At 58.4% G+C, this 26,695-nt stretch carries 27 protein-coding genes, 2 tRNA genes and 1 pseudogene; 16 read left to right on the top strand and 14 right to left on the bottom strand.

The window, feature by feature from the left end:
* The first annotated feature begins 203 nt into the window (after nt 1–203).
* Both ACTG27_RS21500 and pepE read left to right on the top strand, forming a co-directional pair.
* On the top strand, nt 204–1,565 hold the full coding sequence (locus tag ACTG27_RS21500; RefSeq protein WP_338773916.1) for an endonuclease/exonuclease/phosphatase family protein: 1,362 nt from the start codon (nt 204–206) through the stop codon (nt 1,563–1,565).
* 244 nt (nt 1,566–1,809) lie between these two features.
* Nucleotides 1,810–2,547 carry a dipeptidase PepE gene (gene pepE, locus ACTG27_RS21495; protein ID WP_338773914.1) on the top strand — a complete coding sequence of 246 codons (738 nt, stop codon included), beginning with the start codon at nt 1,810–1,812 and terminating at the stop codon, nt 2,545–2,547.
* A 120-nt stretch (nt 2,548–2,667) separates the two neighbouring features.
* On the opposite strand, the gene ACTG27_RS21490 is transcribed toward pepE, so the two are convergent.
* The 3 genes from ACTG27_RS21490 to dnaB form a co-directional block, all read right to left on the bottom strand.
* Nucleotides 2,668–3,087 carry a secondary thiamine-phosphate synthase enzyme YjbQ gene (locus tag ACTG27_RS21490; protein ID WP_033114624.1) on the bottom strand — a complete coding sequence of 140 codons (420 nt, stop codon included), beginning with the start codon at nt 3,085–3,087 and terminating at the stop codon, nt 2,668–2,670.
* Nucleotides 3,087–4,160, bottom strand: a complete 1,074-nt coding sequence (gene alr / locus ACTG27_RS21485; RefSeq protein ID WP_033114623.1) for an alanine racemase — start codon at nt 4,158–4,160, stop codon at nt 3,087–3,089. The genes ACTG27_RS21490 and alr overlap by 1 nt, the downstream gene beginning before the upstream one ends.
* A gap of 191 nt (nt 4,161–4,351) precedes the next feature.
* Nucleotides 4,352–5,746 (bottom strand): replicative DNA helicase, encoded by a 1,395-nt coding sequence (dnaB, locus tag ACTG27_RS21480; RefSeq protein WP_026035132.1) that lies wholly within the window; start codon nt 5,744–5,746, stop codon nt 4,352–4,354.
* A gap of 363 nt (nt 5,747–6,109) precedes the next feature.
* Here dnaB and ACTG27_RS21475 point away from each other — a divergent pair, with 363 nt between their 5' ends.
* Nucleotides 6,110–6,970: a Tim44 domain-containing protein gene (locus ACTG27_RS21475; protein ID WP_005335275.1), complete on the top strand. Its 861-nt coding sequence runs from the start codon at nt 6,110–6,112 to the stop codon at nt 6,968–6,970.
* A gap of 425 nt (nt 6,971–7,395) precedes the next feature.
* Here ACTG27_RS21475 and slyD read toward each other — a convergent pair whose 3' ends face one another.
* The gene (gene slyD, locus ACTG27_RS21470) at nt 7,396–8,067 is read right to left on the bottom strand and encodes a peptidylprolyl isomerase (RefSeq protein WP_100645229.1); all 672 of its coding nucleotides are present in this window, start codon (nt 8,065–8,067) and stop codon (nt 7,396–7,398) included.
* Between the two features lie 143 nt (nt 8,068–8,210).
* On the bottom strand, nt 8,211–8,414 hold the full coding sequence (locus ACTG27_RS21465) for a YheV family putative zinc ribbon protein (protein WP_005335287.1): 204 nt from the start codon (nt 8,412–8,414) through the stop codon (nt 8,211–8,213).
* A 39-nt stretch (nt 8,415–8,453) separates the two neighbouring features.
* Between ACTG27_RS21465 and ACTG27_RS21460 the strand changes: the two genes are divergently transcribed.
* The 3 genes from ACTG27_RS21460 to ACTG27_RS21450 all read left to right on the top strand — a co-directional run bounded on the left by ACTG27_RS21460 (nt 8,454) and on the right by ACTG27_RS21450 (nt 11,219).
* Nucleotides 8,454–9,113: a hypothetical protein gene (locus tag ACTG27_RS21460; protein ID WP_439980419.1), complete on the top strand. Its 660-nt coding sequence runs from the start codon at nt 8,454–8,456 to the stop codon at nt 9,111–9,113.
* 153 nt (nt 9,114–9,266) lie between these two features.
* Entirely contained in the window at nt 9,267–10,166 is a 900-nt protein-coding gene (locus tag ACTG27_RS21455) for a chemotaxis protein (protein WP_439980417.1), read from the top strand.
* Nucleotides 10,167–10,232: 66 nt separating this feature from the next.
* Nucleotides 10,233–11,219: a hydrolase gene (locus ACTG27_RS21450; protein WP_439980415.1), complete on the top strand. Its 987-nt coding sequence runs from the start codon at nt 10,233–10,235 to the stop codon at nt 11,217–11,219.
* On the opposite strand, the gene ACTG27_RS21445 is transcribed toward ACTG27_RS21450, so the two are convergent.
* Nucleotides 11,198–12,349: a membrane-associated sensor domain-containing protein gene (locus ACTG27_RS21445; protein ID WP_439980413.1), complete on the bottom strand. Its 1,152-nt coding sequence runs from the start codon at nt 12,347–12,349 to the stop codon at nt 11,198–11,200. The genes ACTG27_RS21450 and ACTG27_RS21445 overlap by 22 nt on opposite strands.
* Nucleotides 12,350–12,446: 97 nt before the next feature.
* On the opposite strand from ACTG27_RS21445, the gene ACTG27_RS21440 reads away from it, so the two are divergent.
* From ACTG27_RS21440 to ACTG27_RS21430, 3 genes are read left to right on the top strand one after another with little or no spacing between them, the layout of a single operon-like run.
* Complete coding sequence (locus ACTG27_RS21440; RefSeq protein WP_005335298.1) at nt 12,447–12,671, top strand: YheU family protein; 225 nt, start codon at nt 12,447–12,449, stop codon at nt 12,669–12,671.
* 52 nt (nt 12,672–12,723) lie between these two features.
* Entirely contained in the window at nt 12,724–13,593 is an 870-nt protein-coding gene (locus ACTG27_RS21435) for a phosphoribulokinase (protein WP_005335299.1), read from the top strand.
* A 16-nt stretch (nt 13,594–13,609) separates the two neighbouring features.
* Nucleotides 13,610–14,143 carry a DUF4136 domain-containing protein gene (locus ACTG27_RS21430; RefSeq protein ID WP_439980411.1) on the top strand — a complete coding sequence of 178 codons (534 nt, stop codon included), beginning with the start codon at nt 13,610–13,612 and terminating at the stop codon, nt 14,141–14,143.
* 141 nt (nt 14,144–14,284) lie between these two features.
* Here the strand turns inward: ACTG27_RS21430 and ACTG27_RS21425 are convergent, their stop codons facing one another.
* Nucleotides 14,285–14,581: an MliC family protein gene (locus ACTG27_RS21425; RefSeq protein WP_005348285.1), complete on the bottom strand. Its 297-nt coding sequence runs from the start codon at nt 14,579–14,581 to the stop codon at nt 14,285–14,287.
* 93 nt (nt 14,582–14,674) lie between these two features.
* Nucleotides 14,675–15,078 (bottom strand): annotated as a pseudogene (locus tag ACTG27_RS21420) (OsmC family protein).
* 300 nt (nt 15,079–15,378) lie between these two features.
* Here ACTG27_RS21420 and crp point away from each other — a divergent pair.
* The 4 genes from crp (at nt 15,379) to ACTG27_RS21400 (ending at nt 19,201) form a co-directional block, all read left to right on the top strand.
* Nucleotides 15,379–16,017: a cAMP-activated global transcriptional regulator CRP gene (crp, locus tag ACTG27_RS21415; RefSeq protein WP_005335304.1), complete on the top strand. Its 639-nt coding sequence runs from the start codon at nt 15,379–15,381 to the stop codon at nt 16,015–16,017.
* A gap of 125 nt (nt 16,018–16,142) precedes the next feature.
* Entirely contained in the window at nt 16,143–16,943 is an 801-nt protein-coding gene (locus ACTG27_RS21410; protein WP_439980409.1) for a putative RNA methyltransferase, read from the top strand.
* Between the two features lie 342 nt (nt 16,944–17,285).
* Nucleotides 17,286–18,392: a porin gene (locus ACTG27_RS21405; protein WP_043820833.1), complete on the top strand. Its 1,107-nt coding sequence runs from the start codon at nt 17,286–17,288 to the stop codon at nt 18,390–18,392.
* A 173-nt stretch (nt 18,393–18,565) separates the two neighbouring features.
* Nucleotides 18,566–19,201, top strand: coding sequence for a murein L,D-transpeptidase catalytic domain family protein (locus ACTG27_RS21400; RefSeq protein WP_005354246.1), 636 nt, complete (start codon nt 18,566–18,568; stop codon nt 19,199–19,201).
* Nucleotides 19,202–19,285: 84 nt separating this feature from the next.
* On the opposite strand, the gene ACTG27_RS21395 is transcribed toward ACTG27_RS21400, so the two are convergent.
* Nucleotides 19,286–19,717 carry a universal stress protein gene (locus tag ACTG27_RS21395; protein ID WP_005335309.1) on the bottom strand — a complete coding sequence of 144 codons (432 nt, stop codon included), beginning with the start codon at nt 19,715–19,717 and terminating at the stop codon, nt 19,286–19,288.
* Nucleotides 19,718–19,905: 188 nt separating this feature from the next.
* Between ACTG27_RS21395 and ACTG27_RS21390 the strand changes: the two genes are divergently transcribed.
* Nucleotides 19,906–20,649, top strand: coding sequence for a substrate-binding periplasmic protein (locus ACTG27_RS21390; RefSeq protein WP_439980407.1), 744 nt, complete (start codon nt 19,906–19,908; stop codon nt 20,647–20,649).
* 119 nt (nt 20,650–20,768) lie between these two features.
* On the opposite strand, the gene ACTG27_RS21385 is transcribed toward ACTG27_RS21390, so the two are convergent.
* On the bottom strand, nt 20,769–21,221 hold the full coding sequence (locus ACTG27_RS21385) for an RNA methyltransferase (RefSeq protein ID WP_118854650.1): 453 nt from the start codon (nt 21,219–21,221) through the stop codon (nt 20,769–20,771).
* 204 nt (nt 21,222–21,425) lie between these two features.
* Between ACTG27_RS21385 and ACTG27_RS21380 the strand changes: the two genes are divergently transcribed.
* Together ACTG27_RS21380 and ACTG27_RS21375 are read left to right on the top strand one after the other, a co-directional pair.
* Nucleotides 21,426–22,517 (top strand): PfkB family carbohydrate kinase, encoded by a 1,092-nt coding sequence (locus tag ACTG27_RS21380; protein WP_118854649.1) that lies wholly within the window; start codon nt 21,426–21,428, stop codon nt 22,515–22,517.
* Nucleotides 22,511–23,419 carry a pseudouridine-5'-phosphate glycosidase gene (locus ACTG27_RS21375; RefSeq protein ID WP_439980405.1) on the top strand — a complete coding sequence of 303 codons (909 nt, stop codon included), beginning with the start codon at nt 22,511–22,513 and terminating at the stop codon, nt 23,417–23,419. Before ACTG27_RS21380 ends, ACTG27_RS21375 begins: the two co-directional genes overlap by 7 nt.
* An 86-nt stretch (nt 23,420–23,505) precedes the next feature.
* Here ACTG27_RS21375 and ACTG27_RS21370 read toward each other — a convergent pair whose 3' ends face one another.
* The 4 genes from ACTG27_RS21370 to ACTG27_RS21355 form a co-directional block, all read right to left on the bottom strand.
* A complete protein-coding gene (locus tag ACTG27_RS21370) occupies nt 23,506–24,231 on the bottom strand; it encodes a carbonic anhydrase (protein WP_118854647.1) in 726 nt (241 codons plus the stop codon).
* A 348-nt stretch (nt 24,232–24,579) separates the two neighbouring features.
* Nucleotides 24,580–25,854, bottom strand: a complete 1,275-nt coding sequence (locus ACTG27_RS21365) for an alpha/beta hydrolase (protein WP_439980403.1) — start codon at nt 25,852–25,854, stop codon at nt 24,580–24,582.
* Between the two features lie 426 nt (nt 25,855–26,280).
* Nucleotides 26,281–26,356 (bottom strand) — tRNA-Asn (locus tag ACTG27_RS21360).
* A 4-nt stretch (nt 26,357–26,360) separates the two neighbouring features.
* Nucleotides 26,361–26,436, bottom strand: a tRNA-Phe gene (locus ACTG27_RS21355).
* Nucleotides 26,437–26,695 lie beyond the last annotated feature (259 nt).

Genomic DNA, 26,695 nt, shown 5'->3' with positions numbered 1-26,695 from the left:
CGCGCGCTATTCATCCCGAAAACTGCTGCGTATAAACCGGTTTTTCACACCCTATGTCGCCCTGCTAACATTCATCATCGCCAGATATGTGGTGTGAATATCCTCACACTTTACTCAGGCAAAACCCCCGCAGCATCACCGTCTACTTATAATGGCGCCGCCTCACAGAAGGCATAACTCATTGATGCTACGGAACAATTACAATGAAAAATATCAACAAAACCCTACTGGCTGCCGCCATCTCTCTCGGGATGCTGGCTGGCTGCAACAGCGACAACGACTCAAAGGCAGCTGATCCCATGGTTCGTTTTGCCACCTTCAACCTCTCTTTTGATCGCACTGCCGCCGGTATGCTGACCGGTGAGCTGGCGCTGACCCGCACCGAGCAGGATGCCCTGCTGGCCCGCCTCGCCGAAGGGAGCCTGAGCGGCGCCACTGAAACCAAAGCCAAGAACGTGCAGCAGATCCGCAACGTGGCTGAGATCATCCAGCGCACCCGCCCGGATGTGTTCCTGCTCAACGAGTTCGACAACGACGGCAAAGGCGAGAGCACCGCCGATCTGAAAGCCTTCAACGACAACTATCTGGCTCACGCCCAGCACGCCGAAGTGACCGCCATCAGCTATCCGGTGATGCAGAATTTCGCCACCAACACCGGCCTGATGAGCGGTTATGACCTCAATCTGGATGGCAAGGTCAACATCGGCCCCGACGATGCCTGGGGCTTTGGCAACTACCACGGCCAGTACGCCTTTGCGGTGATGTCCAAATACCCCATCGACACCAAGCAGATCCGAACCTTCCAGCACTTCAAGTGGAAGGATATGCCGGGCGAGCAGAACCCCGTCATCGATGACTGCAACAATCCCAAGGTCAAGATCCCGGCCAGCCGCCAGTGTGGCGATGCCTGGTATGAAGACGCAGCCTGGCAGCAGTACCCGCTCTCCTCCAAGAACCACGCCGATGTGCCGGTACGGATCAAGACCGAGAAGGGGGAAGAGGTGATCCACTTCCTGATCTCCCACCCGACCCCGCCGATCTTTGCCAACGCAGCGCGTCACACCGTCAAACACAACCGCGCCGAGATCGCCTTCTGGAATGACTACGTCAAGGGTCTCAACTACATGACCGATGACAAAGGCACCAAGGGTGGGTTGGCCAAAAACGCCAAGTTCGTCATCGCCGGGGATCTCAATGCCGATCCGCTCACCGGTGACGGTGACCTGACCGCCATTCAGGATCTGCTAAACAACCCGCTGATGAATCAGGCCATCACCAATGGCACCCTGATCCCGGTCAGCGAAGGGGGCCCGGAGTGTGTCAGCAAGGGGACCGACTGCAAACGCAACCTCACTCGCCCCAACCCGGAACGCATCACCAACTCCAGCGTGCTGCAGCTGGATCACGTCATCCCCTCCGCCAACCTCAACGCGGTCAAGAGCGGCGTCTTCTGGCCTGCCAGCTTCGAGGCCGGTTATCACCTGGTCTATGATGCGAAACTCGGCATCGCCAAAGGGGTCAGCTCGGATCACCGCATGGTGTGGGTCGATCTCAAACTCGACTAACTCTGCCATGACCCCGCTGCGGCGGGGTCTTTTCTTGGCGATGACTGGCGAGTTGACCACGGCTCATTAATCCACCGCTTGGCATTGAGTTATCCATCCATAACTCATCCATAGCCGTTGAATAGGCCCTCCGATCACAGAACCGCCGCGCCAATGGTGGTAGCATGCCTCCTCTTGCCATCCGGCCGCACGGCGGATCCGGTGGCCCTCCCTCCTCCGCTTTCACTTTTTGAGGAACGATTTGATGGAACTGCTTCTGCTTAGCAACGGTAAAGCCAACGAATTTCCCGGCCTGCTCGGCTGGGCCCGCGACCGGGTGCAGAGCCTGCTGGCTCGCAAACAGGTCAAACGCATTCTGCTCATCCCCTACGCGGTGATCCGCAGCGACTGGGATGCCCGCGCCAACGAACTTACCGAGAGCCTCGGGATCGAGACCATCAGCATTCACCACTTCGATGATCCGGTCGATGCCGTCAATCAGGCGGACGCCATCTTTATCAGCGGCGGCAACACCTGGCGCCTGAATCAGCTGCTGCATGAAAACGGCCTGATCGTGCCGATCCAGCGTGCCGTGCGCGAGCGGGGCGTCCCCTATGTGGGCTGGAGCGCCGGTTGCAACGTGGCGACCCCGAGCATACGCACCACCAACGACATGCCGGTCTGCAACGCCGCCGTGCTGCCCGCGCTGGGCCTGTTCCCGCTGCAGATCAACCCGCACTATCTGGACGCCTGCATCAGCGGCCACATGGGCGAGACCCGCGACGAGCGTCTGGCCGAGTTCTGCGCCATCAACCCGAGCGAATATGTGGTGGCCCTGCGCGAAGCGAGTCTGCTGCAAATCACCGGAGAAAACGGCAGCGAGCGTCTGGAGTACTGGAGCGCCCGCGAGCAGGACTTCAAGATCTTCAAACAGGGTCAGGAGCCGCAAGCCTTTATGGACGCCGCCCCGCTGGCCGAGCTGACCCCCTTCAAGGTCGGCTGAGCCACGCAGAGCGCCGCGCCACTTGCAAGCGGATAGCTCGCGAAACCGTTAAAACAAAAGAGGGATGGCTCAATGCCATCCCTCTTTTTTATCGTCATCTTTCAGCTGGTTGCAGCCTGATTACTCACCCTGCAGGGTCACCAGCACCTTGCGGGCACCGCCATCGACGCGATGTTCGCCAAGCCAGATCCCCTGCCAGGTGCCAAGTGCCAGCTGACCGTCACGGATCGGCAGTAGCAGGCTCACCCCGAGCAGGGAGGATTTGATGTGGGCGGGCATGTCATCCGCCCCCTCATAGGTGTGGCGATAGTAAGGGGCATCTTCCGGCGCCAGCCGGTGCAGATGGGCCTCCATATCGCTGCGCACGCTGGGGTCGCAATTCTCGTTGAGGGTGAGCGAGGCGGAGGTATGTTGCAGCAGCAGGTGCGCCATGCCAATTCGGTAATCGGCCAGCATCGGCAGCTTGGCCACCAGCTCGTCAGTCACCAGATGAAAGCCCCGTGAACGGGGCTTCAGAGTCAGCAGGCACTGCTGCCACATCAGACGTACTCCATAAAGACGCGGGAGGTGAGTTTGGTGATGAGCTCGTAGGGGATAGTGCCAATCTCGTCGGCCACCCGCTCCACCGGCAACCCCTCGCCCCACAGTACCGCCTCGTCACCGGCCTTGTCGGTTGCGCCGGGCCCAAGATCGACCGTGCTCATATCCATGGAGACACGCCCCACCAGCGGCACGATGCGGCCGTTGATCAGCACGGAAGTGCCATTGGGCGCCATGCGCGGATAACCGTCACCGTAGCCGATGGCGATCACCCCGAGCCGGGTATCGCGCTCTGACACCCAGTTGGCGCCATAGCCCACCGGCTCGCCCGCCTTGTGATCCCGCACTGCAATCAGCTGGGTTTTCAAGGTCATCACCGGCTGCAGGTCATAATCGGCCGCTACCGTGTTGGGGAACGGGGAGACGCCATAGAGGATGACACCGGGGCGAACCCAGTCGCAGTGGGAGTCTGGCCAGGCCAGAATGCCCGCCGAGTTGGCCATGGCCCGCTCGCCCGCCAGCGGTGCGGTCAACTTGCTGAAGAGGTCGATCTGCTCGCGGGTGGTGGGCTGCTCCAGCTCATCGGAGCGGCTGAAGTGGGTCATGATGTTGAACGGCTGCACCACGTTCTTGCACTTGCCGAGTCGTTCGATAAAGGCGGGCATCTCGTCGGCACGCACCCCGAGGCGGTGCATGCCGGTGTCGAGCTTGAGCCAGGCCACCACGGGGGCTGGCAGCTCGACTTGCTCCAGCGCTTCGAGCTGCTCCCAGGTGTGAACCGCCGTCTGCAGGTTGTTGGCCGCCAGCACCGGCAGGTCGTCGGCGGAGAAGAAGCCCTCCAGCAGCACGATGGGCTTGACCACGGCGCAGGAGCGCAGCATCAGCGCCTCTTCGATACGGGCCACCGCATAGGCATCCGCATCCACCAGGGTGCGGGCGACCGGCAGCAGTCCGTGGCCATAGGCGTTGGCCTTGACCACAGCGATGATCTTGCAAGCGGGAGCGTGGCGCTTGACCACGGCGAGGTTGTGGCGCAAGGCCGCAGTATTGATTTGGGCAGTAGCCGCTTTCATGGTTTTCCCTTACGAGGGCACAAATGGTCTCCCCCTCATCGGGCCGAAGACCGCCACTCACTTATCGTCGTCGAAGGCCGGACCGGCATAATTGTCGAACCGGGAAAACAGGCCCTGAGCAGCAACCAATGACTGGCTGTCGATCAGGGCAGTCGTGGTAATGACGAAACCGCCATCACCTTGGGTTTACATCAATAGTCGTCATCAAACGCCGGACCGGCGTAGTTGTCGAACCGGGAGAACTGACCCTGGAAGGTGAGACGCACACGGCCGATGGGGCCGTTACGCTGCTTGCCGATGATGATCTCTGCAATCCCCTTGTCCGGGCTGTCATCGTGATAAACCTCATCACGATAGATAAACATGATCAAATCCGCATCCTGCTCGATGGAACCCGATTCACGAAGGTCCGAGTTGACCGGGCGCTTGTCGGCCCGCTGTTCCAGGCTTCGGTTCAGCTGGGAGAGCGCCACCACAGGGCACTGCAGCTCTTTCGCCAAGGCCTTGAGGGAGCGGGAGATCTCGCCGATCTCCAGGGTACGGTTGTCAGAGAGCGCTGGCACCCGCATCAGCTGCAGGTAGTCCACCATGATCATGGATAGGCCACCGTGCTCGCGTGCCACCCGACGGGCACGGGAACGTACATCGGTCGGAGTGAGGCCGGAGGCGTCATCGATATACATCTTGCCCTTCTCCAGCAGCAATCCCATGGTGGAGGAGAGGCGTGCCCAATCCTCGTCGTCGAGCTGACCGGTACGCACCTTGGTCTGGTCGATGCGACCGACCGAGGCAAGCATACGCATGATGATCTGCTCGGAGGGCATCTCCAGCGAGAAGATAAGCACCGGCTTGTCGGCCGTGAGGGCCGCATGCTCACAGAGGTTCATGGCAAAGGTGGTCTTGCCCATGGAAGGACGGGCCGCCACGATGATCAAATCCGAACGCTGCAAACCGGCGGTCATCTTGTCGAGATCGTTGTAACCGCTCGATACCCCGGTCACCCCGTTGTGGGGGGTCTTGAACAGCTCTTCAATCTTGTCGACGGTCTGCTCGAGGATCAGCTTCAGGGGCTGGGGCCCCTCGTTGGCGCTGGTGCGCTGCTCGGCAATCTTGAATACCTTGCTCTCGGCCAGATCGAGCAGATCGCCGGACGTACGGCCCTGTGGCTCGTAGCCTGCTTCGACTATCTCGTTGGCGACCGAGATCATCTCCCGTACGACCGCCCGCTCACGCACGATTTCGGCGTAGGCGTTGATGTTGGCAGCACTCGGGGTGTTCTTGGCGATCTCCACCAGATAGGCGAAGCCGCCCGCCTCTTCCAGCTGTTCGGAGCGTTCCAGCTCCTCCTGCAGGGTGATGAGGTCGATGGGGTTGCCCGCGTTGGAGAGGCGGGTCATGGCCTGGAAGATCAACCGGTGCGGGCGGCTGTAGAAATCCTGATCGATCACCCGTTCGGCAACCCGATCCCAGGCGTCATTATCCAGCATCAGGCCGCCCAGTACGGACTGTTCGGCCTCAAAAGAGTGGGGAGGAACTTTCAGCTGTTGTGTCTTGGCGTCTTTTTTCGCCGTCACTTGCTCTGCCATACACATAAAAACCGCAGCGGGAAGGGGACGGGAATTTTACAAAAGAAAGCCAACTACGGCGAGCCCTATCTGGCGGCTCATACCATCATAAAGGGCCAAACCAGAGTCTGCTCTACCTTGACCATTTTGATTTTGCTTCGCATTTTGCGCTCCTTGCGACTCAATCTTCTGCTTTTCATCCGGTTTACTCCTCTTGTTTGACGCCGCATCGCGGCAACCTCGTTCATGAATAATTCATGCCAGAGGTGATATTGATGAATACAAGCTGCGACACAATTAGGGACAGGCAGCCTGCCATGCGCCTTGCTGAGCTTGCCAAAGCGGAGCATGCCCCACCCACAGACGAGAGTGAAAAGAGTCAAAATGAAAAAGATGCTGACCCTGTTTGCCGTGATCCTGGCCATTGGCCTGGGGGCACCTCACGCCGAAGCCAAGAAGTTTGGCGGCGGCAAATCCTTTGGTAAAAGTTACAAAACTGCGCCGGCCCAGCCTGCGGCCAAACCGGTCGACAACAAGAATCCGACACTGAATGCCCAGACTCCGCCGAAAAAGAGCGGCATGATGGGTGGCCTGCTGGGCGGCCTGCTGGCTGGCGGCCTGTTTGCCTACCTGCTGGGCAGCGGTGCCTTTGAAGGTTTGCAAGGAATGGACTTCCTGCTGATCGCACTGCTGGCGCTGGGTGCTGTCTTCCTGATCCGTACCCTGCGCAAGGGCAAGGTCGCGACGCCACAGCCACAACAGGCGGCCTATGCGGGCTATCAGCCACCGCAATCTGCGGCCCCGCAGCAGTTTGAGCAGAGCAACAGCGCACCGCAAGCCACCGGCTTTGCCGACAGCGACGTGCCGTTCCGCCTGCCGCCGGGCTTTGACATGAACAGCTTCCTGGCCGGTGCCCGCGATCACTATCGCACCCTGCAAGAGGCGTGGAACAAGAACGATCTGGAAAAGGTGCGCGAGTACGTCAGCCCCGAGCTGTTTGAGCAGCTCAAAGCCGAGCGCGCCGAACTGACTGGCGACCAGCACACAGAAGTAATGTACGTCGATACCCAGCTGGTACGCGCCGACTACGGCAGCGACTGGGCTCAGGTGAGCGTGCGCTTCAGCGGCCGCTACATGGACCGTCAGGAGCAGGTCGAAGAAGACATCAAAGAGGTGTGGCACCTCGAGCGCGATCTGGCCAAGAACAATGCCCCTTGGCATATCGTCGGTATCGAGCAGCTGTAAGGCTTCGAGCCTATCAGTTAGTCACTAGGCAATAGCCAGTCAGTTAAGCCTGACTGGCTATTTTTTTATGGGGCACAACGAGACCAAATAGAGACTGACGCTGGCTCGTTATAGCTGTTGGAACATGAAGTAACTTGGTCATATTGTGCTGATGAAGACACCGATTTGATGACTCGTTTGCAGATGGCGTTTGCGCTCCGCACAAAAGCCCCATCGCGGAACCGAGAGGGAATAATCTGAGCATTAACCAAAAATAAGCGGCCCTGTTAGCTTGGGAAAAGCCGCGAGCCTATTTGACAGACATAAAAAATCCGAAGCCAGAACAACCGGCTTCGGATTTCATCATCCAAGGAGGAGCAATTAATGAGCATTAATTGCTCGGTATGACTCCTACGGCAGATTTCTTATCATCGGCATGGCCGTGATCAGTGGTGATGGCCTTTGCCACCACAACCGCCGCCACCGCAGCAGCCGCCGTGACCATGGTCGTCACCGTGGTCGTGACCATGATCGTGACCGTGGCCAGCACCACCGCAGCAACCGCCGTGGCCGTGATCCTCATCGTGGTCGTGACCATGACCGCCACAGCAGCCGCCGTGATCGTGGTCATGACCGTGATCGTGACCGCAACCACCGGCACCGTGAACGTGGCCGTGAGCCAGCTCTTCGGCAGTGGCGGCGCGCACGTCCTTGATCTCGACCTTGAAGCCCAGAGTCACGCCAGCCAGCGGATGGTTGCCATCTACCTTGACGAACTCTTCGGACACTTCAACCACGGTCACCGGACGGTGACCATCGTCGGTTTCAGCCACAAAAGTATCCCCTTCGGAGACTTCCATGCCGTCGAACAGCTCGCCCGGTACTTCTTGTACCAGTGTCTCGTCATATTCGCCGTAGGCCTGGCTCGGTGCCAGAGTCACTTCGAAGGCTTCACCTACCGCGCGACCTTCCAGCTCGGCTTCCAGGCCTGAGACCAGGTAACGGGTGCCGTGCAGATAGACCAGCGGCTCTTTGCCGACAGTGCTGTCGATGACTTCACCGTGCTCGTCGGTGACTGTGTATTCCAGCGTAACCACGCTCAGAGGAGCTACTTTCATGTCAGGATCCTGCGGATAGAAAAAAACGGGCTCAGAATACCCTAAAAAGCGGGCCGCGCATATGCCGTGCCGCGCCACAGAGTGATGAAAAAAACGGCAACAGCGTCAGCGAGGAGACCCGCACTCCACCCGCCGTTCCCTTATCAGGGGCGAAACACCCCGATCACCTCTTCCGCCTCGCGAGTCTGCTTGTCGACCTCGGCGGGTGTTTGTACCTGGGTATCGCCACAGGCGACGCAGGTCACCTTCTCGACTCCATGCTCCAGATACAGCATCATGTTGTCCAATTTGCCGCACGCTGGGCAAACCGCACCGGCAATGAAGCGTTTTTTACGTCTGGTTTCCATATTTGTTACCTCCAGGCAGCATCATATCAGGGTTTTTACATGCATCACGCCATCGAGTATCACCATTTTTCCTGCCAGGGCCTGCACGCCGGCAACCGCAAACGAACTCCGGTCGGGCAGTTGTTGCGGATCACCCAGGGCGCCGCGCTGCTGAGACTGGGCCAACATGAGCTGTTGCTGCCGGCAGGCAGCAGCTTCTGGCTCTGCGCCGATGCCCTCGCGGCCTTCAGCCCCCTCAGCGGTTGCGAGTACGATCAGCTGAGCGTCTCTTTGCGCGTGGCTCAGCCGCAGCAAGCTGGCTGGCTGCAGGCCACCCCGCTGCTCGATGCCCTGCTCGACTCTCTGGCCCGGTGGCAACGTCCGAAAGAGTGGCAAGGGGCCTACGGTCAGCGACTGCAGGTGATCCTGGATGAGCTGCAACAGTGCGCCATCAGCCAGCAGGGTCACGGTGAGCTGCAAGCCTGCTGGCAAGCGCTGTCCAATGGCCAGCCTGAGTCTCTGCAACTGTGGGCACAACATGCCGATACTCCGGTGGAAGGGAGTGAATTGCAACAACAGTGGCAGCTGCTGCAGGCGCTCAGATTGCTCAAGGGCGGCAGCAAACCCGCACAGGTGGCCAGCAAGCTGGGTTATGCCGATGAGGCCGCATTGCAAGCGGCCTGCCAGCAGTGGGGCGTTGGCGAGGATAGCGATCAATAACCGGACGCCGGTGTGAGTGTGCCAACGAAATTGGCTGAATGAGTCCAGTTTTTTACCAGATGGTCGTTAACAAGGAAGGGCCATTCCCCCCGTAATCCTTTATGCTAGAGGCCTGAAGTGACTGCCAACGTTTCGACCAACAGGACATCTGCCATGACGAGCAAAGCCAATCAATCCCAGGGCATGTTGCTGTTTCACCTTTCAGCCAAACAATCCTTTGCCATCGGTACCCTCAAGGTGAAGGAGATAGTGCCCTACACCCAGCTGACGGCAATGCCGCACTCGCACCCGACCGTGTTGGGGGCCGCCAATATGCGCGGCTCCACCATTCCGGTGATCGACATGGCGATGGCGGTGGGCTATCGCCCCATCAGCAAGGAGGAGATGCCCCACTGCTTCATCATCATTACCGACTGCCGCCGCACTCTGGTGGGTTTTCTGGTACGGGGCATCGACAAGATCACCGAGTGCAACTGGCGCGATATCGAATCGCCCCCTGCCTCCCTCGGCCACAATGTGTTCGTAACCGGCGTGACCCGGGTCAATGACCAGCTGATCCAGCTGCTGGATGTGGAGCTGATCCTCTCCCGGGTCTATCCGGATGATCCGAGCCACCTCTATCCGGTGCTGACCGATGTGCAGCGGGAACGGATCAAGCCGATGCGGATCCTGCTGGTCGATGACTCCTCGGTCGCTCGCCGTCAGCTGATGGCCGCCCTCGACTACATCAATATCCCCTATGAGGTCTGCACCAATGGCAAGGATGCACTGGCCCTGATGCAGACGCGGGCGAGCCAGAAGACCCCGATCGACATTCTGGTGAGCGATATCGAGATGCCGGGGCTTGATGGCTACGAGCTGGCCTTCGAGGTGCAGAGCGACAGCAAACTGGCGGGGGCCTACATCATCCTGCACACCTCCCTCTCCAGCGAGATCAGTGTGGAGCGAGCCCATCAGGTGGGTGCTCATGAGGCGCTGACCAAGTTCGAGGCCAATGAGCTGATCCAGGCCATGTTGCGCGGCGCCGAACATCACGATCGCTTGCTGAAATAAGCCAATGACTGGCGGGAGGAACACGCCTCCCGTCCTCCTTATCTTCGACCCAGACCGACTGACCCCATGCTGACCGAGAGCCACTTCCACGCCCCCTGGTGGGCACGCAATCCTCATCTGCAGACCATATTGCCCAAATGGCTGCGCCGCACCCCAGCCCGTTTTGTGGCGGAGCGGTTTGAACTGCAGGATGGGGACTTTGTCGACCTCGCCTGGAGCGGGGAGGTCAGCCTTGATGAACGGCCGCTGGTAGTGGTGTTTCACGGGCTGGAGGGGAGCATTCACTCCCACTATGCCAAGGGATTGTTCGCCCATCTGCAGCAAGAGGGCAGAGAGGCTGTGCTTATGCACTTTCGCGGTTGCAGCGGCGAGCCCAATCGCCACCTGCAGGCCTATCACTCCGGCGCCATCGGTGATGCGCAGGAGCTGATTGCCGAGCTGAGCCAGCGCTTCCCGGGCAAACCGCTGATCGCCATCGGCTTTTCACTGGGTGGCAATATGCTGGTCAATCTGCTGGCACGGGCCTGTCCTGCGGCATTGAAAGCGGCGGTGGTGGTCTCGGCCCCGCTGCAACTGGCAAGCTGCGCAGAGCGGGTCAATCAGGGCTTCTCGAAGGTCTATCAGAACTATCTGCTGCGCACCATGCGCCGCAACCTGCTCAACAAGATCAGCCAGCAGCAGAAAGCGAGTGAACGCTGGCAACCTCGACAAGTGGAGCAGATTGCCACCCTGCGCGATTTTGACGAGCTGGTTACCGCGCCGCTGCACGGCTTTCACAGCGCCATCCACTACTACCAGAGCTGCTCGGGACTACCGCTGCTGACTCAGATCCCCATCCCTACCCTGATCCTGCACGCCGCCGACGATCCCTTTATGTCACACGCGGTCATTCCCCGGCCGGAGCAACTCTCGCCCACGGTGCGCTATGAGTTGAGCCAGCGTGGCGGCCATGTCGGCTTTCTGCACGGCACGCCCTGGCGGCCACGGTTTTGGCTGGATGAACGGATCAGTCGCTGGATTGCCGAACAGAGTCACTCTGCAACACAGAACTGATTGCGTCCCGACTCCTTGGCCCGATAGAGCGCCTGATCGGCCCGCTCCAGCAACTGGCTCACCTCTTCGCCGGAGACATTGCTGGCAATCCCCTGACTCACAGTCACCCAGGGGGCAACATCAGACGCCAGATGCTCCAGCTGCAGGCTGGCCAGGCCATCTTGCAGCCGCTGCGCCACGCTGGCCGCCGCCTGACGGTCGGTATTGGGCAGCAGCAGCACAAACTCCTCCCCGCCATAGCGGGCAACCAGATCAGATGGCGTGCGTACCGCACGGTTGAGCGCTTGTGCCACCTCTTTGAGACACATATCCCCCACCTGATGGCCGTAGTGGTCGTTGAAGCGCTTGAAATAGTCCACATCGATCAGGATGAGCGATAGCGGAGCGCCGCTCTCCTGGCTATGGGCCAACGCGCGATCCAACTCGATATTGAAATGCCGCCGATTGGCGACACCGGTCAGAGGATCTTGCTTGGCGAGCTGATCAAGTTTGCGCAGCAGCGTCAGATTTTCATGCTCACGCATGATCGCCAACTCAAACCAGCGGTACAGCATACGGCGGCCGACCTCCAGCGCAATCACGCCAAACAACACGCCAAGCAGGTAGATCTGGGGAAAATCAACGCGTAAAAAGAGCTCCAACCCCACCCCCACCGTCATCGGGCCCAAGAGATAGCCATAAAAAACCTTGCGATCTGGATAAAACGCGATGAGCGCAGCCAGCAGGTTGAGCCGCATGATCCCGTTGGCATAGCTGACCCCTCCCCGCAGCTCCACCTGACCAATCGTGTAGATGTGCAGCGTCCAGAGTCCGCCCCATAGCACCGTCACCAGTGCAGCCATCCGTAACCAGAGGCGATCCTGCAGATGGTCACAAAACAGGCTGACAACGGGTAGCAGCAATAGCACCACCATAACCAGGGCCAACTCACTCTGAAAGCGCCAGGGCAAGCTGTCATCACTGGCGAGCCCGACCTGGCTGTAAACCTCATAGCGTATCGAAAGAAACAACACCACCAGCCAGTTCAACAACCAGAACCACACCATGCCTCGGGCAATCGCCTCTCGACGTGCGCTGTCCAGATGCTCAGTCAGGGTTAACGGCGCGCTGCGCTGCGCTTCAGACAACATCTCTCAGACTCCGGTGAAAAGGTAAAAAGTGATTGCATTCGCGGGATTCAACACAACAATAGCCTGACGATCACCTCTTTTGCTGTGAGACCTTTAAATGATCATTCCCTGGCAAGAACTGGACGGCGACACCCTGACCAACCTGATCGAACACTTTGTGTTGCAGGAGGGAACCGAATATGGAGAGCAGGATGTCCCGCTTGGCGTCAAAGTCGATGCAGTGAGAGAACAATTACAGCAAGGCAAAGCTGTCATCGTCTATAGCGAGCTGCACGAATCGGTGAATATCGTGATGAAAGACCGCTTCATCGAGCAGTCTTGACCCAACCGCAATCCGGACCTTATAACGGAATTCCCAAGGAAGAGAGAATCCCATGTCGGCCAAGCACCCCATTATTGCCGTTACCGGTTCGTCCGGTGCCGGCACCTCCACCTCCACCAACGCCTTTCGCTCCATGTTCCATCAACTGGGATATACCGCGGCTGTGGTGGAAGGTGACAGTTTTCACCGCTACACCCGACCGGAAATGGATGTAGCGATCCGCAAGGCGCGCGAACAGGGGCGCCACATCAGCTATTTTGGCCCTGAGGCCAATGACTTCGGCCTGCTGGAGAGCTTTTTTCAGGGCTATGGGCAGGATGGCAATGGCCAGTATCGCCGCTACCTGCACAGCTTTGACGAGGCGGTGCCCTTCAACCAGATGCCCGGCACCTTTACCCCCTGGCAGCATCTGCCCAGCAATACCGATCTGCTGTTTTATGAAGGGCTGCACGGCGGCGTGGTCACCGAGGATCACAATGTAGCGCGCCACGTGGATTTTCTGATAGGTGTAGTGCCCATCGTCAACCTGGAGTGGATCCAGAAGCTGATCCGCGATACCTCGGAGCGAGGGCATTCCCGCGAGGCAGTGACCGACTCCATCGTTCGCTCCATGGATGACTACATCAACTTCATCACCCCGCAGTTCTCGCGCACCCATATCAACTTCCAGCGAGTACCGACGGTGGATACCTCCAACCCCTTCAGCGCCAAGGTGATCCCGAGTCTGGACGAGAGTATGCTGGTGATCCGGTTTCGCGGTATCAAGCAGGTGGATTTCCCCTACCTGCTGTCGATGATCGACGGCTCATTCATGTCGCGGATGAACACCATAGTGGTGCCGGGTGGCAAGATGGGCTTTGCGATGGAGCTGATCCTGCGCCCGCTCATCCAGCAATTGATCGAAACCGGCAAAATAACCTGATTCAAAGGAGTTCACGATGCGGCTTGCTTATCTCTCTGTGGCACTGCTCGCCCTGCTTGGCGGTTGCAGCAGCGGGCCGGCGGCCCCCACGCTGGAGTCCGGCACCATGCTGGTTCGTCCGATGGGCAACTGGACCTATGGCGCAACCCCGCGCTACGCCCTGGCCGAGCAGTATCAATTTGCCGGTGAGTTGGCGGAAGAGTGGCTGGAGCCAATGCAGCAGGCGGTAAGCCGGGAGCTCAATAGCAAGGGGTGGCAGAGTGCACCGCTTGACGAGGCGGATCTGTGGGTCGCCATCGGCGTCGCGGGCGGCAAGGATATGAGTGACGGCGAGATTTTCGCCCGTCTTGGCATGACACCCGGGGTATATGCCTCGGCCAACCAGCGCAAAGGGTCGCTGGCCATCGTGCTGCTCGATCGCAAAACCCAGAAAGCGGTCTGGAGCAGCATCATCCAGCTGACCAGCGACGTGAGCATTGCAGATAGCCAGCGCCAGGCTCTCAGCCAGCAGCTCGCGGCCGAGCTGCTCCATCGCGTCCCCACCAACTAGCGCTTGTTTAGTGATAACGGATGGATAGAAAAACGGCTTGCCTCCCGGCAAGCCGTTTTTTGTGGTCTCAACCTATTGACCCAATCCGGCCTAGGCCAGACTCGGGCACAAAGCCGCACACCTTCAGCTATCTGTGGTCACTTATTTAAGCGTACAGGTCAACAGTGTGACCCCTTTCTGGGTGAGGAGAGCTTGTTTCTCCTGATTCCAGAAGGTGGTCAGGCCGTCAGAATATTTGGCGCCAGACTCTGACTCCACACGCGCCAGCTTGTGATAAACCCCGGCATAGGGGAACTGCACCATGTCAGCCTGGGCATCATAGGTAACGGCCAGCATCTCTTCACCACACTGGTATTGGCTGTATTGATACTGGGTAGGTTGCGGGCTGCTGCACGCCGCCAGACCCAAAAGGGGAAGCAGAGCGATCAATTTTTTCATTGCACTTTCCTTATGTAATGGCTTTATGTCATGGCCTTGTGCAGTGGCCTTACGTAACGGCCTTATGCCAGGGTACCAACGAAACTATCGTTATCAAGCTTCAACAATTTGATAACTATGGGTAATTGTACCGCTTTTTCCAACATCAGGGAAACAGAACAGTATTTTTCCATCGACAGATCCACCGCTCTGGCCACCTGTTTCTCTGCCAATCCCTTGCCCGTCACCACGAAGTGCAGATTAATCTTCTCGAAAACCCGGGGCACGCTATCGACCCGTTCGCCACTGACATCGACATGGCATGCGGTCACCGACTGGCGTGCTTTTTCGAGGATGGAGACCACATCAATGGAGCTGCAGCCACCGACCGCCAGCAGGATCATCTCCATCGGGCTGGCCCCCTCACCGGGGTTGGCACCATCCAGGATCACCTTGTGACCGGATTCACTCTCACCCACAAACTTCATCCCTTCCACCCAGCTGACCTTGGCTTTCATCTCGCACTCTCTCCTGTTAATCATGATGATGGATCCCTAGCATAACCCAGTCGCTTATCTCTGCCGAACAGGGGGAGTTGGGATGGAAATAGATCAAAATCAACATCTCCGACCTCTATCTTCCCTAGAATGGCCGAAGCGGCGCAGCAGGCATTACTCAAAGGGCTCTGTCAAAAGCCCGCAAAGCCTTGTCAGCACAGGCAAAGGCTCTTATCCTACTGCGACCAATACAAGGAATGGCAAGATTGGCAGCTTGCCCGGACGCACAAGTCCATAAAAAGACACTACAGAGGAATTCTCATGGTCATTGGCAAACCGCAAAGCGATCCCACCCTGGAATGGTTCTTGTCGCACTGCCACATTCATAAGTATCCCGCCAAGAGCACCCTGATCCATGCGGGTGAAAAAGCGGAGACCCTCTACTACATCGTCAAGGGCACTGTGGCCGTCTTGATCAAGGACGATGAGGGCAAAGAGATGATCCTCTCCTATCTGAACCAGGGCGATTTCCTGGGCGAGATGGGGATGTTCGAGGAGAACGAGAACCCCGAGCGCTCCGCCTGGGTTCGCGCGAAAGGCTCTTGCGAAGTGGCAGAGATCTCCTACAAGAAGTTCCGCCAGCTGATCCAGGTCAACCCGGACATTCTGATGCGTCTCTCTGGCCAGATGGCCAAGCGCCTGCAACACACCAGCCAGAAAGTGGGTAACCTCGCCTTCCTGGATGTGACCGGCCGGATCGCCCAGACCCTGCTCAACCTGGCCAAACAGCCGGATGCCATGACCCACCCGGATGGCATGCAGATCAAGATCACCCGTCAGGAAATCGGCCAGATCGTCGGCTGCTCTCGTGAAACCGTGGGCCGCATCCTGAAGATGCTGGAAGAGCAGGAGCTCATCTCTGCTCACGGCAAGACCATTGTGGTATTTGGCACTCGCTGATGACCCGTCCGCAGGCCTGACTGAGGCCTTGGGATAAAAAAGGCTGCTACGGCAGCCTTTTTTGATCCTCTCCCCTATAATCCCGAACGCCCTTCACTGTTCCGGCATTCGCCCAGAGAGTTACTATGCACCTTCAATGTTCCCGCTGCCGCAGTCCGCTCCATCTTCATGAAGCCTCCCAGGGGCGCTATTGCGACAACAAGCATCACTTCGATCCGGCACCGGAAGGTTATCTGGATCTCATCCCCGGCAAGAAAAACCCCAAAGACAGCGACAGCCGCGCCCTGATGCGCGCCAAGCACCATTTCCTGGAAGCCGGCCACCAACTGCCGCTGGTCGAGGCCATGGCCAGCCTGCTCGCTCCGCTGGCCCCACAAGAGCTGGTCCATCTTGGGTGCGGTGAAGGCTACTACTGCCGCGCGCTGGCAGAGCGCCTGCCCGGCTGGCAGTTTGCTGGGGTTGATATCGCCAAGAACACCATCTTTGCCGCCAAAAAAGCACAGCCGGACGGCCAGTTTGTCATTGCCGATCCCGCTCGCGCGCCGTTGCAACCGGGCTCTGCTCAGGTGCTGCTGGTCAACGATCTCAAGGTCAAGACCGAACAGCTGGTCAGCTGGCTGGCGCCCGGTGGCTATCTGCTCTATCTGCAGCCTGGCCCCCGTCATCAGTGGCAACTGCGGGTCAGCCTCAACCCGGTGAGCATGGAACACCCCCTCAGCTGGCCAACCCTCGGCGGCCTCAATCCGGTGACTCAACAACGCTGCCAGTTCAGCCTCACCATGGATCAGGCCATGCGCAGCTTTATTCTGGAGACCAGCCGTCTTGGCTGGCGGGCAACCGGTGAGCAGCGTCACGCTTTCGCTCAACAGGGCCCGAATGAACTGGAACAGGATCTGCTGCTGACCCTGTGGCAAAAGCCCATCTGATCACTGGGGGGGAGCCTTGCAAGGCTCCCGCCCCGTTTTTCCCGCCCCGCCCCATTCTCCCCTGTGTGATATAGCTCACAACTTGAGCCATCGACCTTGTTGCTTAGAACAGCCTTGATGTCAAAAAAGTCACTAGAAAATAATTCATTGAATTTCATCTCTTTTTATCTTGTCAAAAACCGTCACATCCAGTCTTGATAACGACCTCGCCACCTCAATTAAACAACGATGGATTCAGCCCCAGTCAAGGTTGGAGCGCCTACCGTGTGGCTATCGGACCATTTCCGATTTCACAGAACCGACAACAAGTTCGGAAGTGTTTACATCAGAGGAATAACGCATATGAAGAAGTCTGCACTGACTATTGCCATCTCCAGCCTGCTGCTGGCGAGCGGCGCCCATGCTGCTACCGTTTACAACCAGAACGATACCAAGCTGGAAATCGGCGGCCGTGCACAAGGTGCTTACTACGGTACTGACGACAACGGTTCCGAAGGTGACCAGAGCTACTTCCGTCTGCACGTTGCTGGCGAGACCAAGATTGCTCCCGAGATGAAGGCGTTCGGCTTTGCCGAGTACAACCTGCCGACTTCCGGTTCTGACAACGACGAGCTGCGTTATGCGTATGCCGGCATCAAGCACGACCGTTTCGGCGCCTTCAGCTATGGTCGTCAGGATGGCCTGTTCACCAAGGCCGTCAACAACTATACCGACGTCCTGCCTGAGTGGGGCGGTGACGGCCTGGGCAAAGATACTGAAGTATTCGGCACCGGCCGTACCAACGGTCTGGCCCAGTACATCTACACCTATCAGGGTCTGACTCTGGGTGCCCAGTTCACCGGTAACAACGATCCGCAAAACGCCGGTCGCAGTGCAATCACTGAATCTTTCAACGGCAACACCTACAACGGCGAAAGCTGGAATAGCAAAGGTTCTGCTGAAGGCTTCGCAGTATCTGCCAACTACGATTTCGATATGGGCCTGAGCCTGGGTGCTGCCTATAACCAGGCTGGCAAGACTGACGAGCAAGCTCGCTACGCCGCCTTCGGTGGCGACAAGGATGCCAAGCTGATGGGCTTCGGCGCCAAATATGCAACTGGCGACCTCTACCTGGCTGCAACCTACTCCCACGGTGAAGACCACCTGTTCGTCAACAACGGCTACGCCGAGAAGATGGATGGCTACGAAGCCGTTGCCCAGTACACCATCGGCAAGTTCAAGCCTTCTCTGGCCTACCTGCGCACTGACGTGAAAGACTCTGCTCGCGGTATCGATGATACCTACACCGAGTACGTATCTATCGGTGCCTGGTACAACTTCACCGAGAACTTCAACGCCTACGTTGATTACAAGCTGAACCTGCTGGACTCCGTAGATGGCAAGTCCACCAACTCTCTGGGCAAGAACACCGATGACGTAGTCGCGGTTGCCCTGCAGTACAACTTCTAAGTAATTGGAAGTCAGTTATACCCTGTGATACCAATGTCTACTGTTTGAATTACTTCCGGCCGCTCTGCGGCCGGTTTTTTATTGCGCCTTTTCAGCACCTTGCATATAACTATCGAGCGGATTGATGGCAATATCCGCGTCGTTGACAGGGAGTGACAAGGAGATATTCACGGATGAGACAAGCGCGCGGGAACATAGACTGGCAACGCGGATGGCTGTTGTTGCCACTGCTGTTGATATCGCTCATCTGGAGCAGCACGGCAGATGCCAGCTGGGATCAGAGCCTCTATCGTCAACTGGGTCTGGCCGGCAAGCTGGATAAACAGACCTTTCGTCAGGCACTCAACAGTTATCAAACTGTGCGCCACAAACGAAAACCCATTCTCACCATCATCGATTACAGCAAGCCATCTACCCAGCGCAGGCTGTTTGTCATCGATATGAAACGCCACAAGCTGCTCTATCACACCTGGGTCAGTCATGGCCGCAACTCAGGTGAACTGGCAGCAAAACACTTTTCCAACCAGCTCAACTCCCGCCAAAGTTCCCTTGGCGTCTATCGCACCGCAGAAACCTATCTGGGCAAGCATGGCTACTCCCTGCGGCTGGACGGACTCAGCCCCGGCAAGAACAGCAATGCCCGCAAGCGTGCCATCGTAGTACATGGCGCCGCCTATGCCAGCCCGACCCATCTGCGCAAATATGACAAGCTGGGCCGCAGCTGGGGTTGCCCCGCCCTGCCCAAAGAGCAGGCCAGGGCCATCATAGATACCATCAAGGGGGGGAGTGTCATCTACGCTCACGGCTAACGGCTAACGGGCACAACACCAGAAAACGCAAGGCCAGCAATCGCTGGCCTTGTTTGTTACGCTTTTCACACTAAACGTGGCGCGTTATTGGCGCACCACCAGTACCGGACAGGGTGCATGACGCACCACAGACTCGGCGACACTGCCTACCAGCAGATGGCTGATACCGGAGCGACCGTGGCTGCCCATCACGATCAGCTCAACCTCATCCTCCTTGGCCTGAATGACAATTTCATCGGCGGCGCGGCCAAAGCGAATATCAAAGGTGGCCGGGATCGGCAGGGTGGCAACCAGCTCTTTGAGCTGGGTTCTGGCCTGACGCTCCATCTCGTGAGTGATCTCGATGGCCGTCATATGAAGGATCTTGTAACTGTCAAAACCGTGCAGTTGATCAACCACGTGGATCAGCTTGAGCTGGGCCTGATGGCTCTGTGCCATGAAAACGGCATAGTCGAGTACCGCGCGAGACATTTGGGAAAAATCGACTGGACAGAGCAGAGTCTTGATCGATGGCATAATGCAGTCTCCTCTACTGATTGGGGTGCTATTGAATCTTTACTCGATCATAACGATCCGACCGCAAATAACCCTCGACCCTGTCGCAAAATGGAGATGCGGGATGTTTTCTCCGCCCGCCGCGATCAATGCATGGTATAAATCAGGTGATAAATGCTCTCCTCACCCCTGCGAGGATAATGCTGACCATGCTGCGCATCGGTTGTTTGCTGCTTTGCTCTCTGTGTGCGATCACCCACGCTCGCACAACCGATATCCACGTCTATTGCGATGGCTGGCCCGGTTTCTGCCAACCGGATGGCCGCGGTATCTATCTCGATCTGGTGCGAACCATCTACCAACCCCATGGCTACCAGATCGTGCCCCATATCGTGCCCTACAAACGCGCCGTCGCCATGGTAGCCAGGCAAGAGGGGGATATGGCCATGAGTGTCTATCGGGACGAGATCAAGGGGGTTAGGCAGCCCAATCAGCCAGCCTCCGCAGATGATGTGACCGTCTTCATGCTCAAACAGTGGCAGCCACAATGGCGGGGAGAGCGCAGCCTGGAGGGAGAGACCGTCCTCTGGCGGCGAGGATGGGTGCTGGATAAATATCTTCCGGTCACCATGCGATGGCATGAGATCGACAACCATGAGATGGCCCTGCAGCTGATTGGCAAGGGGCGCTATCGCTATTACCTGACCGCTGGCGTGCTCCATTCCGCCGATGAGACCCCGGCCAATATGTACCGCACCATTTTGCGCTGGATCCCGACTTACCCCATTTTTGCCGATACCGAGCAGGGCGACCGGCTACTGCAGCTGTGGGATCAGGAGATGGTGAATCTGATCCGTCGCGGCACACTGGCCGAGATATATCGCCGTTATCACCTCTATGACTACTACCGCGACTTTCTCGAGGAGCAGGCGGTCAAGGCCGGCGAAAACTGATCCCTCCATAGGGAAAGAGAAGGATGCTGCAGCCCCGTCAACAGCGGCTACCGCCAGCAACCTGCCCATAAGCAACACCGTCTCCATTGTGGTTTGAGTCACCGTTGCCACACCACAACTCAGGGTTGCCGGAAACCCTTCGCCAAACGGTCATAGAGGATCACATTGACCGAGGCGGCCAGATTCATGCAGCCCTGAGTCGGCACATAGACCACATCTTTCACCGCGCCATAGAGGGCGGGATCGAGGGTGCCATCCTCCGGCCCGAAGATATAAAAAGCGCGTTTCGGGTGGACATAGTCGGGGAGCGGCGTAGCGCCATCGATCAGATCAACCACCACGGGCACGCATCCCTGCGGGATAAACGCCATCAGATCATCCACCCCGAGCAGCGGGATCTTCTCCACCATCTGCTTGGTATCAGTGGCAAAGCGGCGCGCCAGCTCGAAGCGGTTGCCGGTGTAGTAAACCTCATCCACCCCGTAACAACCCGCAGCCCGCATCACTGAGCCGACATTTTCCGGAGACTTGGGATTGACCAGCCCCACGCAGCAGAATGCACTCTTTTCCATCATCTCTCCTCATCTTGCGGCGGCCATTATAAGCCGTTGCAGGGCCACCGACCCGTTAAAAGTCCCCTCCCCGGCTAAACCGCTTGCCAACCCAGCTTTGAATGTCGATTTTTTGTGCGCAAGCCGACAAATTTTGTACAAGCTGATAGCCAGCAAACGTTTCCCAGCAATAATGGACAAACGTTTGCAAATGGATGTTTGTCTATGACTGAGCGTGAACAAGAGATCCTCGCCCTGCTGCGTCAGGATCCCATGATTGCCCAGCAGGAGCTGGCCGATCGCCTTGGCATCAGCCGCTCCGCGCTGGCCAGCCACATCTCCAGCCTGATCCGGCAGGGATATGTGCAAGGCAGAGGTTATGTACTGCGAGAAGGCCCCTACGTAGTGGTGATCGGCGGTGCCAATATGGATATTTGCGGCACCAGCCATGACAACCTGCTGCTCGGCGACTCCAACCTGGGCAAGGTGCGCACCTCGGCCGGTGGTGTTGGCCGCAATATCGCCGAGAATCTGGCGCGGCTCGGCAGCGATACCCGGCTGCTGACAGCGGTCGGCAACGACCAGTATGGCCACCATCTATTGGAAGTGAGCCAGCGGGCTGGCGTCGATGTGCGCCAGACTCTGGTGCTCGATGGTCACGCCACCTCCTGTTATCTCAGCCTGCATGATGGTAGCGGCGAAATGAGCTGCGCCATCAACGACATGGCCATCATAGAGCAGCTCACCCCAGCCCGCCTGACCCCCCTCGCAGGCTTTCTCGGTGGTGCCCGGCTTTGGGTGCTCGACACCAATCTGGCCATCCATACCCTCGACTGGTTGTTTGAACGACAAGGTGAGCACGCCATCTTTGTCGATACCGTTTCGGTGGCCAAGGTGGAGAAGATCCGCCCCTGGCTCGGCAAGATCCACACCCTCAAACCCAATCGCAGCGAAGCCGAGCAACTGTGCGGCATGACCATCGCCGGGCCCGAAACCTGGCCCATGGTGGCCGCCTGGTTCCACCGCGCCGGGGTCAAGCGACTGTTCCTCAGTCTGGGTGAACAGGGGATCTTCTACAGCGATGGCGAGCAGCAGGGCCACCTGCCGGTGCTGGGCAGTCCGGTGCTCAACGTGACCGGCGGCGGGGATGCCTTTATGGCTGGCCTCGCCCACGCCTGGCTGCAAGAGCTCGACATTGCCCAGACCACCCGCTTTGCCCTGGGCTGCGCCGCCCTCACCGTCAATTGTTCCGATACCGTTTTTTCCGGTCTGAGCAAGACCGCCGTTGACCGCATACTGGAGGAGTACTCATGCTGAACGCTTACCTCGATATCCAACCGGAAGTGGCTGCCGCACTGGCCGCTGGCAAACCGGTGGTTGCCCTCGAATCCACCATCATCTCCCACGGCATGCCCTATCCGCAGAACGTGGAGACGGCCCGTCAGGTGGAGCAGGCGGTGCGCGATAACGGCGCCATTCCAGCGACCATCGCCATCCTCGACGGCCGCCTCAAAGTGGGTCTCGATGCGGGTGCACTGGAAGCGCTCGGCCGGGCAGGCCACAGCGTGACCAAGTGCAGCCGCCGCGACATTCCGTTCGTACTGGCGCGCAAGGGGATGGGGGCCACCACGGTCGCCTCGACCATGATCATCGCCGCCATGGCGGGGATCCGGGTCTTTGCCACCGGCGGTATCGGCGGGGTACATCGCGGCGCGCAGGAGACCTTCGATATCTCGGCCGATCTGCAGGAGCTGGCACAAACGCCGGTAGCCGTAGTCTGTGCCGGTGCCAAGTCGATCCTCGATATCGGCCTGACGCTGGAGTATCTGGAGACCCAGGGCGTACCGGTGATCGGCTATCAAACCGAGGAGCTGCCCGCCTTCTACACCCGCGAGAGCGGCTTCAAGGTCGATTATCGCCTCGATACCCCGGCAGCCATTGCCGAGGCGCTACGCCTCAAGTGGGAGCTGGGACTAGCGGGCGGCGCCGTGGTGGCCAACCCCATCCCGAGCGCACACTCCATGCCAAAAGCCGATATCGACGCAGCCATTGCCCAAGCGCTCCATGAAGCGGACGAGCAGGGGATCAAGGGCAAGGCGTCAACCCCCTTCCTGCTGGCCCGCGTCTGCGAGCTGACCGGCGGCAACTCGCTAGCGGCCAACATCCAGCTGGTACTGAACAACGCGGCACTTGGCGCCCGCATCGCCGCCAGCCTCTGATCGCTCGCCGATACCTCGCCATGTAAAAGAGGGCCTTGCGGCCCTCTTGTTGTTTTTGCTATCTGCAGCGCTATTGCAACACTGTGTTATTGCAGTACCACGCGCCCATTGAGGGGCTGCACCGGCCGGTTGTTGGGGTGGTGCATCACCGCCTTGAAGGCGTCGATCTGGGCCTGACTGACCTCAACCGGCTGCTTCATCACCAGCCAGCGCACTCCTTCCGAGCAGGGAGGCGTAGTAAGGGAACCGCTGAAGCGATAGTAGTCACGATTCTCGGGCAGCAGTTGCTCAGCAGAGAGCGGCGCCTTGAGGGCCTGGATCTCCCCCACCTTGGCCGGTAGTTCACCCCAGGCAGCCGCCAACGCCGGATTGGCCTTGCCAGCCTCGAACATCACCGCCACCACGGCGATCTCTCCCTTGTCACTGACATGCACCAGATGCCCTTCCAGCGGATAGGATTTGCCCTCGATGAGGTTCTCACTCGGGGCGTGGAAGTGGAACTGCTTGAGTTCAAACCTGGTGCCATCGAGTTGCAAGGTGCTGCCCGGGGCATAACCGACCTGCACGGTGTGACCGTTGTTGACCACTGTGTTGCCACCCGCCTGATAGTGGAGTACCAGCGGGGCCAGTTTGGCCTCGACCAATCCGCTCAGGTCAACCGGCGACTGATTGCTGCCCGCACACTGGCTAAACTCAGGGGTCAACTTGGCCCAGTGGGCAGGCCCCGCCTCACCGCTATATTCCCAATGGGGGGTGGCAGCAAACACGACAGGGCACAGCAACAGGGAGCAGGCCAACAGAGACTTTCTCATCATACATCCTTATCTTGATTGAAAAGCACGACCATCCCCTCCCCCGGATAGCGGGGCATGCAGAGATGGCATATCAGATACGCGGGATACAGAGCATCGGAGCGACTTTCTAATGGTAACGAGCACGGGTTGGTCAATCGGTTTGACCTGCTCAATACAGAGTCGTTTGGCAAGTATATGGTGAGGGATCGACAGAGACAGTGAAAGAGGGGGAAATTAATCAGCCGGCTATCCACTCATCGTCTGGCGGATACGGGTCAAGGTTCAGGGAGTCACGCTTTCATAACAACTATCCATCACAACCATCGCGGGAGTCCGGGCTCCCGCGATAGTTGCCGATAACGGCAATTAACGGTCGCGATTCAACGCGATCAGACGATCAAGAATCGCCTCACCATCGGCACGCAAACCGTTGTGCTCATACTCATTCGTGATCCAGACGCGACTGCTGCCAAGACCACGCAGAGTTTCGCGACTGTAGTCAAACTCCACATACATATCCTCGGCATAGACAGCGCAAGCCACCGGCACCTGGTTGCGGGCCAGCTGGGCCGGATCATAGAGCGGCCCCCAGTCCGCCTTGTTGGCCAGCAGATGAGCCGCCTCTTTCAGGGGCTGCAACTCGCGGAACTGCTCGAACATCCAGGGGTAAACCATCTCGCCGGTGAAGGCGAAATCCTTGCCGGGCGCCCAGTTCACCGCAGGAAACTCCCCTCTGACCCGATCTGCCGCCCAGCGAGTCGCCTCCCCTTCGGCGTAGATAGCCTCGTGCAGGATGGCAAACAACGGGTTGGTATTGAATGGCTGCATGCTCTGCACCTGATAGAGAAAGGCCGGGCTCAGCTTGTCGCCGATAAAGGCCTCTTCCAGCAGGTAATAAAGCTCCTCAAAGGCACCCGTGGCACCAAGATCCAGCCCTTGCTGCTGGAACTGCTCCACCGTCAGGCGCTGGCCGTTGGGCAGTCGCACATCATGCTGGTGCAGATGGTTGGCCAGCCGGTTGGCAATCCCCTGAGCGTGGGGGAAGCGGGCGAAGAAGGCTCGGTTCTTGTCAGCCACCCTCTGGTAGGTGGCGCGATAGACCTCCTCGGCACTGCGGCCGATCGGTGCGATACCGCCGGTGATATAGACCTCCCGCAGACTGTCGGGGAAAAGCGAGAGATAGGTCAGGCAGCAAAAACCACCAAAGCTTTGCCCCAGCAGGCTCCAGCGATGCTTGGGGCTGAGCTCCTGCCGGATGAACTCGGCATCTTGCACTATGCTGTCGGCGCGAAAATGGCCGAGATACTCCGCCTGCTCGGCCGGTGTCATTTTGGCCAGAATCTGCCCGTGAATGGGGCTCGACATCCCGGTGCCACGCTGATCCAGCAGCAGCACTCGGAACTCCTGCAACGCCCGCTTGAGCCAGCCACTGTTGGCCGTCGGGCGCGGAGCCCCGAATCCCGGCCCCCCTTGCAGAAACAGCAGCCAGGGCAACTTCTCATCGAGCTTGTCTTTACGGCAGAGGGTGCGGGCAAACAGGGTAATGCTGTCACCATCCGGCTCATCATGATCGAGGGGAACGGTAAAAAAGTGCGGCTCGCAATGAATGCCGTCCAGTACATAGCTCAAGGGGCTGTTCATCTGGGATCTCTCCGTCAGGATGGGAACATCATTGACCCCATCATAGCCTCGCCCTGCCCTGGGGTCACTCCGGTTTTCCAAAATGTTAACAATGGCTTAAAGGTCGAATCATCACCCGACAAGCCGCTCTTCAACGGTGCTGAATTAATTGTTTTGCAGGGGAGATTGACGCCATGGCGCCATTCAACAAAGATGGCTCGCCTGCACAGGAGTGCAGCCATTCAGGCCGACAAAATGGATAAGGGAATGTGATGAAACCGAAGTGGATCAGGGCCAGAAAAAGAGAGAAGAAGCCATGCCCTGGCAGCATGCTGCAGACCGGAATGCTGCTGTTCAGTGCCACCTGTGGCGCGACGCTCTTTTTGGCAGCATGCAACAGCAACTAGAAATGAAAAAGCCCGCTCGATTGAGCGGGCTTTTCGAATTTGGCTCCTCCTACTGGACTTGAACCAGTGACATACGGATTAACAGTCCGCCGTTCTACCGACTGAACTAAGGAGGAATTATGGTGCCCAGAGACGGAATCGAACCGCCGACACGGGGATTTTCAATCCCCTGCTCTACCGACTGAGCTATCTGGGCAACGGCGCGCATTAAACCCTTTCCAGCGCAGAGTGTCAACCATGATGGCACGATAAAAAGCGCGTTCGCTCAACAACCGAACGAAGCGGCCATTTATTATCCACCCCAGCCCAGTTTCACGCACTTGCTGGCTTCTGAACACCCTGCAGGCTGCGCCAATATGATGGAAATTCGAGGCTCAGTGGGTCAGCCGCATTGAGCCTAATCCACTCTGCGAGTATGCTTTGCCGCAATGATACCGCCTGGAGGCAACATGAGT

Source organism: Aeromonas sp. 97A (genome assembly GCF_051919185.1).
GTDB classification, from domain to species: domain Bacteria; phylum Pseudomonadota; class Gammaproteobacteria; order Enterobacterales; family Aeromonadaceae; genus Aeromonas; species Aeromonas veronii.
The sequence above is the reverse complement of the archived record's forward strand: the minus strand, read 5'-3'. Positions and strand labels throughout refer to the sequence as shown.

Bases quoted from the DNA above. Each gene is read 5' to 3' on its own strand.
- ACTG27_RS21500 (WP_338773916.1), top strand. From the start codon at position 204: ATGAAAAATATCAACAAAACCCTACTGGCTGCCGCCATCTCTCTCGGG.
- pepE (WP_338773914.1), top strand. From the start codon at position 1,810: ATGGAACTGCTTCTGCTTAGCAACGGTAAAGCCAACGAATTTCCCGGC.
- ACTG27_RS21490 (WP_033114624.1), bottom strand. From the start codon at position 3,087: ATGTGGCAGCAGTGCCTGCTGACTCTGAAGCCCCGTTCACGGGGCTTT.
- alr (WP_033114623.1), bottom strand. From the start codon at position 4,160: ATGAAAGCGGCTACTGCCCAAATCAATACTGCGGCCTTGCGCCACAAC.
- dnaB (WP_026035132.1), bottom strand. From the start codon at position 5,746: ATGGCAGAGCAAGTGACGGCGAAAAAAGACGCCAAGACACAACAGCTG.
- ACTG27_RS21475 (WP_005335275.1), top strand. From the start codon at position 6,110: ATGAAAAAGATGCTGACCCTGTTTGCCGTGATCCTGGCCATTGGCCTG.
- slyD (WP_100645229.1), bottom strand. From the start codon at position 8,067: ATGAAAGTAGCTCCTCTGAGCGTGGTTACGCTGGAATACACAGTCACC.
- ACTG27_RS21465 (WP_005335287.1), bottom strand. From the start codon at position 8,414: ATGGAAACCAGACGTAAAAAACGCTTCATTGCCGGTGCGGTTTGCCCA.
- ACTG27_RS21460 (WP_439980419.1), top strand. From the start codon at position 8,454: ATGCATCACGCCATCGAGTATCACCATTTTTCCTGCCAGGGCCTGCAC.
- ACTG27_RS21455 (WP_439980417.1), top strand. From the start codon at position 9,267: ATGACGAGCAAAGCCAATCAATCCCAGGGCATGTTGCTGTTTCACCTT.
- ACTG27_RS21450 (WP_439980415.1), top strand. From the start codon at position 10,233: ATGCTGACCGAGAGCCACTTCCACGCCCCCTGGTGGGCACGCAATCCT.
- ACTG27_RS21445 (WP_439980413.1), bottom strand. From the start codon at position 12,349: ATGTTGTCTGAAGCGCAGCGCAGCGCGCCGTTAACCCTGACTGAGCAT.
- ACTG27_RS21440 (WP_005335298.1), top strand. From the start codon at position 12,447: ATGATCATTCCCTGGCAAGAACTGGACGGCGACACCCTGACCAACCTG.
- ACTG27_RS21435 (WP_005335299.1), top strand. From the start codon at position 12,724: ATGTCGGCCAAGCACCCCATTATTGCCGTTACCGGTTCGTCCGGTGCC.
- ACTG27_RS21430 (WP_439980411.1), top strand. From the start codon at position 13,610: ATGCGGCTTGCTTATCTCTCTGTGGCACTGCTCGCCCTGCTTGGCGGT.
- ACTG27_RS21425 (WP_005348285.1), bottom strand. From the start codon at position 14,581: ATGAAAAAATTGATCGCTCTGCTTCCCCTTTTGGGTCTGGCGGCGTGC.
- crp (WP_005335304.1), top strand. From the start codon at position 15,379: ATGGTCATTGGCAAACCGCAAAGCGATCCCACCCTGGAATGGTTCTTG.
- ACTG27_RS21410 (WP_439980409.1), top strand. From the start codon at position 16,143: ATGCACCTTCAATGTTCCCGCTGCCGCAGTCCGCTCCATCTTCATGAA.
- ACTG27_RS21405 (WP_043820833.1), top strand. From the start codon at position 17,286: ATGAAGAAGTCTGCACTGACTATTGCCATCTCCAGCCTGCTGCTGGCG.
- ACTG27_RS21400 (WP_005354246.1), top strand. From the start codon at position 18,566: ATGAGACAAGCGCGCGGGAACATAGACTGGCAACGCGGATGGCTGTTG.
- ACTG27_RS21395 (WP_005335309.1), bottom strand. From the start codon at position 19,717: ATGCCATCGATCAAGACTCTGCTCTGTCCAGTCGATTTTTCCCAAATG.
- ACTG27_RS21390 (WP_439980407.1), top strand. From the start codon at position 19,906: ATGCTGCGCATCGGTTGTTTGCTGCTTTGCTCTCTGTGTGCGATCACC.
- ACTG27_RS21385 (WP_118854650.1), bottom strand. From the start codon at position 21,221: ATGGAAAAGAGTGCATTCTGCTGCGTGGGGCTGGTCAATCCCAAGTCT.
- ACTG27_RS21380 (WP_118854649.1), top strand. From the start codon at position 21,426: ATGACTGAGCGTGAACAAGAGATCCTCGCCCTGCTGCGTCAGGATCCC.
- ACTG27_RS21375 (WP_439980405.1), top strand. From the start codon at position 22,511: ATGCTGAACGCTTACCTCGATATCCAACCGGAAGTGGCTGCCGCACTG.
- ACTG27_RS21370 (WP_118854647.1), bottom strand. From the start codon at position 24,231: ATGAGAAAGTCTCTGTTGGCCTGCTCCCTGTTGCTGTGCCCTGTCGTG.
- ACTG27_RS21365 (WP_439980403.1), bottom strand. From the start codon at position 25,854: ATGAACAGCCCCTTGAGCTATGTACTGGACGGCATTCATTGCGAGCCG.